The sequence below is a fragment of the Solimonas aquatica genome (assembly GCF_900111015.1).
GTDB lineage: Bacteria > Pseudomonadota > Gammaproteobacteria > Nevskiales > Nevskiaceae > Solimonas > Solimonas aquatica.
In genome coordinates this window covers 48,274-56,408 of sequence record NZ_FOFS01000019.1, presented here as the reverse complement: position 1 = coordinate 56,408, position 8,135 = coordinate 48,274, and the positions used below count along the sequence as shown (strand labels likewise).

The following is an 8,135-nucleotide window of genomic DNA, read 5'->3' as shown; positions in this document are numbered from 1 at the left end:
CTGCGCTGCTCGGTGCGAGGCAAAGGGGGGTAGGTCACAAGCAACAGCGCAGCGACGCGTATGGCTCGAAGCTGCTGTTGCTGTAACTTTTGACCTTGGGGTCCCCGTCTCTGGCGCTGAGCTGTGCGGCGAGCGCAGGGGAGAGCCGCCCAGGAAGGGCGGCTCAGTTGCGGCCACGCCAGGGATGGCGTGTCCGCAACGGCCCCGAGCACGTTGCACAGCTCAGGCACCGGCGTAGCGGGCGCCAGAGCCGGGGTGTGCTTTCTCTTGCTTACTTCTCTTTGCACAAGCAAAGAGAGCAGAAGCGACCTACGGGGGAGCTTCTGCGGCCGCCGCCGGAGGGCGGTGGAAGAAGGCAATAGATCGAGAGACCAAGCTGGCCAATAAACAGCCAAGCCCTGGCGGGTTACGGCGCTCGCGCGCCTAACCCGCCCTACGGTTAGTACGGCGATGCTGCAGCGAGAGACCTCAGCGTGCCAGCAGGTTGAGCGAACGTGCGCGGGCCAGGGCGGCGGCGCGTGAGGAGACGCCGAGCTTGGTGTAAAGGTTGTACAGATGCCACTTCACCGTGGCCACCGAGACACTGAGACGATCCGCCAGCTGCTGATTCGACAAGCCCGCCTCGATCAGACTCAACAACTCCATCTCGCGCGCCGTCGGCGTTTCCAGCAGCTGACTCTTGCCCTGCAGATGACCCAGCTGCTCCAGCAAGGCGGGATTGGACAGCGGCAGGCCACGGCAGATGTCGATGAAGAACTTGCGCTCCTCTTCCAGCGCAAAACCCCAGGCCTGCGGCTTGGTGTCGTTGACCAGACCGGCAATCAGCTCGCCGCGGTCACGGAACGGCCGCAGGATGCGGCGCCGCGCCGCCAGACTCACCGCGCGCGTCAGATGCCGCGTGGCCGGCTGCGGATTGTGCGAGCACACCGCAATCGCCAGCTCGCACAAGGCCAGCTCCACCTGCCGCGCAATACAGCCCTCGGCACGCGCCAGACGCGTGGCCTCGGCCACCAGCGTCTCCGCCTGCTTGAGCTGACCCGAGGCCAGGGCCAGATCGATCTGCGCGGCGCTGAACAGATCGCGCGCGCGCGGCAGCTCCAGCCCTTCCAGCTTGGGCATGACGCCGCCGCCCAGACCGATCTGCGCCGCCTCGGCCAGCGCCTCCTCGACGCGGCCCAGCCGCAGCAGTCGCTGCACCATCAGGCAGGACAACATCACGCCCAGCGCCGGCGGATAACTGCTGGCGATTTCGCGAAACTGCGCCAGCGAGAGCAGCCCGCTGTCCCGGCCCGACCAGAGCTTGAGCGCGGCATCCAGACCCAGCGCGGTGGTTTCGAGAATGCCGTGGCTGTGGGCCCAGCGCAGGCCGATGTCCAGCAGCGGCCGCGCTTCTTCATCGAGATTCATCTCCACCGCGACCTTGGCACACACCATGGCCACCGTGGCACTGATGCCGGAGTGCTCGCCCAGCGTCGCCTGCGCGCGTGCCAGCACGGTCTTGAGCTCGTCGTAGACGCCGGCGTAATCGCCCTCGGTCACGGCGATCATGGTGTTCAGCAGCGCCACCCAGCCCTGACCATAGGCGCTGCCGGTCTGCGCGATCGCCGCCTGGGCTTCACGCGCCATCTGCCGCGCTTCGACGAAGCGATGCGCGCCCGTGAGATAGATCGTGGCCACGCAGGCCATGGTGGCAACGTCGAAGGGATCGTCGGCATGGCGCTCGGCGAGCCAGACGCTGGCGCGCTGATACCCTTCCGCAAGACGATGGGTGTAGATGGCGATGCAGATCTGCACCACCTCCACGCGCCGGCGCAGCTCGGCCAGTTCGGCGACATCGACGCCGGCGCCCAGCTCCTGTTCCAGACGTCGCGCCAGGCGCTCGCCGTGCTGGCGCGCGGTTTCGTAGCGCCGGTGGAAGACCAGCGCCCAGGCGTACCAGTAGTCCGCTTCCCAGCCCAGCGGCTGTCCGGCCGCACGCAGCTGCTCCACCCATTCGATGTACTGGCGCAGATCGCCACGGTCGCGCACGAACATCGCCGCGACGCGGTCCAGCACCGCTGCGGCCAGCGCGCCGGAATCGGCGGCCAGCGCGTAGTCGATGGCGTCCTGCCAGTGACCGCCGCTCTCGCACCACTCGGCGGCACGCGCCAGCGCCTGCCGGCGGCTCGCCTCGGGCAGCTGGCGCTGCGCCTCCTTGATCAGGAAGTCGCGGAACAGACCGTGCAGGCGATACCAGCTGCGGTTGCGGTCCAGCGGAATCATGAACACATTGCGCTTGAGCAGCAGCTCCAGATGCCGCGCCGCCTGCTCATCGCCGGTGGCGTGACGGCACAGCTCCACACAGAAGCTGCGCAGCGGCGCGATCCGCAACAGGAAATCGCGCGTCTGCGGCGCAAAGCCGGCCAGCACCTGCCGGTTGAGCAGATCGGCCAGGTCTTCGTCGCCGCCGGAGAAGCGCGCCAGTGCCTCGCGCGGACGCTCGGCGCCGGTGAGGATGATCTGCACCAGACGCACCGCCGCCGGCCAGCCCTCGGTCTGCTCCACGATCCCGGCCAGCGCGTCCTCGCCCAGCTGCGCGCACAGCTCGGTGCCGAGCAGATCGCGGATCTCGTCGGGCTGCAGGCTCAGCTGTGAATAGCGCAGCTCCTGCACGCGCGCTTCCAGCTTGGCGCGGGCAAGATTGAAGGGCACTTCGTCGGTGCTGGAAAACAGCAGGTACAGCGAAGCCGGCGTGCGGAACACCAGGCGGTCGAGCAGCAGGCCCAGGGTCTCGTCGTCACAGTAATTGAGATTGTCGATGCAGATCAGCGAGGGCTCGGCGATTTCCGCCAGCGCCGCCAGCAGGCTTTCGACACGGCTCTCCAGCGGCTCGTCGCCATGAATCAGGGCCTGCGTCGGATGCACCTCGGCCTGGCCGCTGCCCAGCGCATTCTCCAGCAGGCCGAGCAGGCGCTCCATGGAGTGGTCGCGATCATCCAGCGAAATCCAGTAGCTGTTCAGTCCGCTCTGACGGAAATGGTGATACACGCTGCTGGCCAGCACGGTCTTGCCGTAGCCGGTGGGCGCCATCACCATGGTGAGCTTGCGCTCCGGCGTGGCGCCACGGCAGAGCGCCTCGAACACGCGGGTGCGCACCAGCGGAAACGAGAAGCTGGGCGGCTCGCGACGGCGGCGCGGATTTTTACGCGCGGATGGCACGAGTTCGTTGGCCATGCTGGCTGATCTTGATGTCGGCAAAAAAAGATTGTGCATCGATTCGCCGCGCACGAGTAGTCCCATGACTCAGGAAGACCCTTCCCGAAAGCCTGGCATGCAAAAAAATACGCCGGCAGCGTAGCGGCTGCCGGCGAGTAACTCCCCAATGAGGAGGATCTGCAGGGGAGTGAATCAGAACTGGTAGGCCAGACGCACGGTGACTTCGTCCGCGAAGTCCAGAGTCGACACCAGGTTGTTGGTGGGCTTGCCCCAGAGATGACCGTTGACGTAGTTGTAGAAGGCTTCGATGGTGACGCCCTTGCCGGGATTCCACTGCAGCACCGGCTGCACCAGGATGCCGCCCTGCGGATCGAGCAGGCTGGCCATTTCCACCGCCCAGATCTTGTTCGGGAACGGCTGCAGGAAGCCGAACACGATATAGTTGGCGTTGTGGCCCAGACCGGTGGAGACATGATCCTGTTCGCTGCCGTAGCCGTTCAGGTGGCGGCCCACCAGATCGCTGCGATTCTTGGTGAGCGCCTGGAACACCATGTAGGTGCCCGGGAAGTCGGCGAACAGACGATGCCATTTGTCCACCACCAGCGAGATGGTGTACTCGTTCTGACGGATGAAGCGGTTTTCCAGGCCGGTGTTGGTGTAATTGCGGTCCGGCGTGTACTGCGCTTCCAGGTTGAAGATCAGCTGGTTGAGAAAGTCGTTATCGCTTTCATTGACGTAGCTGACGCCCAGGCCGAACACCTTCTCGCGGTGATAGACGCGCTCGATATGGCCACGCAGCGAACCGCCGGCAGCGATGAAGAAGGTGTTGAGCTCGGCATCGGCCTGACGCCGCGACTCGGTCTGGCTCACCGTACCGCCGAATTCGGTGGGCAGATCCACGTCCGTGGCGAACACGTCACGCGAGGCCGGGAAGGGATCGATGGCCGCGTTCAGGCCGGTGAGACCGTTGAGACGCACATCAGCGGCGTAGTTGAACCATTCATCCGCCGAGTACACACCGCCGGGCGCGGCATCGAACGGCGTTTCGGCCAGCGCCTCACCGATGTTGTCGTAGAGGCGGCACAGTGTGGGCGTATAGCCGCTGCCGCAATTGGGCAGCTTGGCGTTGTACACGGTGTTGACCAGCGAACCCAGCGCACCGGACAGCGGCTTGTTCACACCCGAGCGCGTCCAGCGGAAGGTGCCGTCGGGGTTGTAGCGATACGCCGCCATCGCCTGCCAGCCCCACTGGCCATAGTCGGCCTTCAGGCGGATGCCGTAGTTGAGCTTGTCGTCATAACCGAACTGGTGATAACGGTCATGCACCGTGAACTGCACCGGAATCACGTTGTAGGGCGTGCCGGGGTTGGGATAGACCGTGGGCTGGAACTTGGCGATGAAGGCGTCGGCCAGAATCTCGTCGGTGGCCTGATAAGTCATGCGCAGCGAGAGCTGCGGCTGACGCTTGTCGGAAAACTCTTCCAGACCGCGATCCAGAATCAGGTGACGGCGATAGTCCAGGCCATTGGGCACGTCGAAGACGCGGAAGAAGATCGACTGGCCCCAGGCGATCGACTGGTTGCCGAAGCGCACATTGACCGGACCGCTGCTGTAGTCGAGCACCAGCGCCGGGAAATACACCAGGTAGTTGCGGCCGGAGATTTCCAGCGGATTGGGATGGTGGCTGCCTTCGACGCGATAGGCGAAGTAGTTGGGATTGCGGCTTTGATACAGCGCCGGCTCGCCGCCGGTGATGCCGCCCTGGAACGCCTCTACCGAGTGCGCATCAAAGCCGTCGATGACATCGGGCTGATAGATGGCGCGGATGCGACCGATGATGTTCCAGTGACTGTTGATGGACAGCTGCGCTTCGGACTCGCCGCGCAGGATCATGTAATTGACCGGGTCCACCGAGGACTTGAAACCGAACTCGCTGCGCTGGATCTGGTCCGAGAACAGCACGCCGTCCAGGCCCAGCTGCTGCGCCACCGGACCGATGATGGGCAGCTGCGTGGTGTTCAGGCCCAGGGCCAGATTGCCCCACTTGCCGGCACCCAGCGCCAGGGCCGGCGGCAGATACGCGGTGCGATTGGCTTCGATCTGGTTGAAGGGATTGCCTTCCTGGTTGTTGCGGTTCTTGGCCTGCGTGGTGCTGTAGGCCGACTCGGCGCGCACGAAACCGTTGACGCGCAGATCCATGTCGCCCAGCAGCTCATCGAGAAACCCACCGCCTTCCTGGGCGATGGCCAGCGCCGGCGTCAGCAGCAGCCCGGCGGCAAACTTGCTCAGCTGTCTCATTTTTTTGTCCCCTCCCTCGTTTTTGAAAAGCCCGGCGCTTGGCGGCGCCGGCTTCACGGTGCGAAACGGATGATTCGTCCGGAATGTCCAACCGCGTAGGCTTCGCCGCTGTCGGGCGCGGTGGCGGCGGCTGCGTACCAGCCGGTCTTCACGTCCAGGGTGCCGACCTTCTGCCAGCTGGCGCCGCCGTCGCTGCTCAGCAGCAGCTCACGCATCGCGGTCACCGTGACCTTGCCGCTGCGACCCACCGCCACGCCCAGCAGATTGGCCTTGGTGTCGGCGGCCACGCGCGCCCAGCTCGCACCACCATCGCGGGTCTTCAGCACCAGACCGAGCTGGCCCACGGCATAGCCCTCGCCGTCCGCGCCGATGTCCATGGCGAAGATCGAGGCGCGGCCATCGGGCGACAGATCGCCGCGATGCAGCAGCGTCCAGCTGCGGCCCTGATCGTCGCTGCGCAGGATGGTGTTCATCTCGCCCGCCACCAGGATGTGGCCGGCCTCGTCCACGCGTACCGCGTACAGATGCGGACTGAAGCCGTCGCCCAGCGTCTCCGCGAAGCCCTGGAAGTAGGAATTCCAGTCCGGCGAGCGCGCACTCCAGCTGCGACCGGCGTCTTCCGACACCAGCAGCGTGCCGAAGGAACCGACCGCCACCGCCTGGCCTGCAGCATTCATGCTCACCGCAAACAGACGTTCCTGCGTGCCGCTGTCCACCGCCTTCCAGGCCGAGCTGCCGTCCTTGCGCAGGATCTGGCCCATGATGCCGACGGCGATACGCTGCGAACCCTGCACGGTCACGCCCAGCAGGCTCAGACGGCTGGGCGCCGCCTCCGGCTGCCAGCTCTTGCCGCCATCGGCGCTGGCCAGAATCTCGCCGCCGGCGCCCACCGCCACGGCATTGCGGCCGTCGAAATCCACACTGAACAACGCTTGATGCGGAATGCCGCTGACCACGTCCTGCGGCACCACGCTGGCGCCTGCCTGACAGGCAGCGAGCGCCAGCAAGACACAGCAAATACGCTTGGCTGTCTTGATCACGATGTCACCCATGAGTCTTGAAAGAAGCCGGGCGGCGGCGTCCCGCGCGCCGCCCGGTCGAGGCGAGTGGTGCTTACACCTGACCCAGGCGCTGGATCGCCTGCTGGGTGAACCACTTGTTGTACATCTCCTCGTTGTCGGCCTTGAACACGCTCTTGTGGCCACCGGCGCACTGTTCGAGGTGACGGGCGCGGCTCATGCGATGCGTCTGCATGTCGTAGGACATCACGTAGACCCAGGACCAGGCCGGCGTCTTGCCGTCGGCACCGAACACGGTCTTGCCGCCCTGCTTGTACTGGCCAAAGCCGGTTTCGAAATTCACCCAGGGCTTGTCCTGGCGGTCGAAACGGATGTTGCCGCAGTACATGTTGTTGCGGACGTCGATGTAGGCCAGACGACGGCCGACCGGCGCGCGCGGATAACCCGTGGGCTTGGACTCCAGAATCACCACTTCCGGCGCCAGCTCGAAATCGGCATCCCAGAAATGCGTGCCCTTGGGACCGCCGTGCGTGCCGCACACCCAGTTCGGCTTGTCCAGGCTCATGGTGGTGTTGAAGGCGCCGAGCATGGGCTTGCGCGCGATGATCTTGTACTCGCCCCAGGTGCGCATCGGGTCGCCCGCCGCCCAGGGATCGGAGAGGAACCAGGTCACGCCGGGAATCAGCGGCTCGAAGCGCTGATTGGTGGGGAACTGGCGCACGCGCTTGAACTGCGGCAGATAGCCGTACAGCTCCGGATACTTGCGCTGGTCGTAATACCAGGTGCTGAGGAAGGAGCTGCCCGCCACGTCCTGCGAGGCGGTGAAGGCCACGGTCTGGAAGCGCAGCAGATCGGTGCGGCCCTTGAAGGGCTTGCCGTCCATGCGCGCCTGCGCCTGCAGCTCCACCCACACCAGGTCATAGCTGTAACCGATGCTGCCATCGGGATTGAGCACGGTGTCATTGACCGCGTACTGGTTGTAGTCGCCACGGCCCCAGCTCAGGCAGAGATTGGCCTGCACCTCGTCGCCGGTCTTGGGGTCAGGGAAAGGCAGGCCGCCGCCCCAGGTCTTGCCGTCCTGCGTGACCACGTTGCCGTCGGCATCGAACTTGGCCGGGCTCTTCACGCTGCGCAGCGTGGCCTCGTAGAACTCGCCGGGGAACATCGCGGTCCAGTCGGTGCAGGTTTTCTTGATGCGGAACTTGCGACCCATGGTCTTGACCTGCTCGTAGACACAGGGGTCGAGCAGATCCTTGACGATTTCGACGTTGTCGGCACTGATGGTGTCGCCGGTCTTGATCTTGCCCTTGGTGTAGGCGTCGATCGACATCAGCTCATCGGGATAGGCCTTGCTCAGCTCGCCCTGTGCTGCGAACACCTTGTTCAGCGGCATCAGTGCGCCGGCGCCCATGCCGTAAGCGACGTTCTCCATCAGCTTGCGGCGGCCGTAGTTGAAATCATACTTCCTGATCCACATACGCTTCTCCTCTTTCATGCCTCGCCCGCGTAGTCCGGGGGGCGAAAACCGGGCCTGTCTGTACGGCGCCGGCCAGCGCCATTTCTTGTTTTCAGCTGCTTGGGGGAGACGTCCGCGCGCGGTGATGTGGCAACGCGCGGACGCTG

General features: G+C 65.2%; 4 protein-coding genes. All 4 read right to left on the bottom strand.

What is annotated here, in order from left to right; genetic code table 11:
* Nucleotides 1-468: 468 nt before the first annotated feature.
* Nucleotides 469-3,213, bottom strand: coding sequence for a helix-turn-helix transcriptional regulator (locus BMY12_RS19095; protein ID WP_177189086.1), 2,745 nt, complete (start codon nt 3,211-3,213; stop codon nt 469-471).
* Nucleotides 3,214-3,387: 174 nt separating this feature from the next.
* Nucleotides 3,388-5,493: a DUF1302 family protein gene (locus BMY12_RS19090; RefSeq protein WP_093289532.1), complete on the bottom strand. Its 2,106-nt coding sequence runs from the start codon at nt 5,491-5,493 to the stop codon at nt 3,388-3,390.
* A gap of 53 nt (nt 5,494-5,546) precedes the next feature.
* Nucleotides 5,547-6,545, bottom strand: coding sequence for a WD40/YVTN/BNR-like repeat-containing protein (locus BMY12_RS19085; protein ID WP_093289530.1), 999 nt, complete (start codon nt 6,543-6,545; stop codon nt 5,547-5,549).
* 61 nt (nt 6,546-6,606) lie between these two features.
* The gene (locus BMY12_RS19080; RefSeq protein WP_093289541.1) at nt 6,607-7,989 is read right to left on the bottom strand and encodes a DUF1329 domain-containing protein; all 1,383 of its coding nucleotides are present in this window, start codon (nt 7,987-7,989) and stop codon (nt 6,607-6,609) included.
* Nucleotides 7,990-8,135: the final 146 nt, after the last annotated feature.